Origin of the sequence: Vibrio sp. 1562, from assembly GCF_033340155.1 — a bacterium.
GTDB lineage: Bacteria > Pseudomonadota > Gammaproteobacteria > Enterobacterales > Vibrionaceae > Vibrio > Vibrio alginolyticus.
Map to the genome: position 1 here is coordinate 1 of NZ_JAWOVY010000493.1, position 618 is coordinate 618.

Sequence of the window (618 nt, forward strand, 5' to 3'; positions counted from 1 at the left end):
AATTGTCGCGGGATTTGTGACTGGATAAGCCGTGGCCAAAATGGTCGACAGCTAACAAATGCAGCTTCGGGTTCAATTGATGAATTTGCTCCATCAACGCTTTGAAGCTTCCGGCATTATCTAGCCACCCATGAAGAAAAACGACTGACAAGTCAGCCGTTTTTTCATTACCTATTTCAAGGGCGGCCATTTCTCCCGTTGGGAGAGTAAATCGGCGCTCATGCATCTGGTTTATTTCACCTGTTTGATTACTTTACCATCTTGTGGAAAATCATTACGCAGCATGCGGCAGTTGATGGAATAACATGGATAGAAATACGTAGGAGAGTCATACATTCTCACTCGTTCTTCAATCTTCCACAGGCGATACCCCTGCCCTTTTACTAATGGGAATACGTACTCATGCTCTCCGATTTTGCCTTCTTCTTCACCGGCCCCTTTGCCCACAATGGTCACCAAACGGCCTTGGCTAAATGCAACGGGTTCTAAGTAGCCATCAAAATACACGGCGAAACGACCCGTAGGCTCTTGGTCAATATCAGGTTTGCCCGATTTATTGATAGGTAGATTGACGATCTCTAGGCGTGTTTTGTCTTTGAAGTTGTCCACTTTCGCAAT

The 618-nt window shown here is 45.5% G+C and carries 2 protein-coding genes; both read right to left on the reverse strand.

The genetic code is table 11. The annotated features are described in order from the left end of the window. Window positions 1–226: alpha/beta hydrolase (locus R7Z49_RS26010; protein ID WP_318112563.1), on the reverse strand; the 226-nt coding region annotated here is incomplete at its 3' end. Window positions 227–231: 5 nt separating this feature from the next. Continuing rightward, window positions 232–618 (reverse strand): Slp family lipoprotein (locus tag R7Z49_RS26015; protein ID WP_318112564.1); only part of this gene is annotated, 387 nt, incomplete at its 5' end.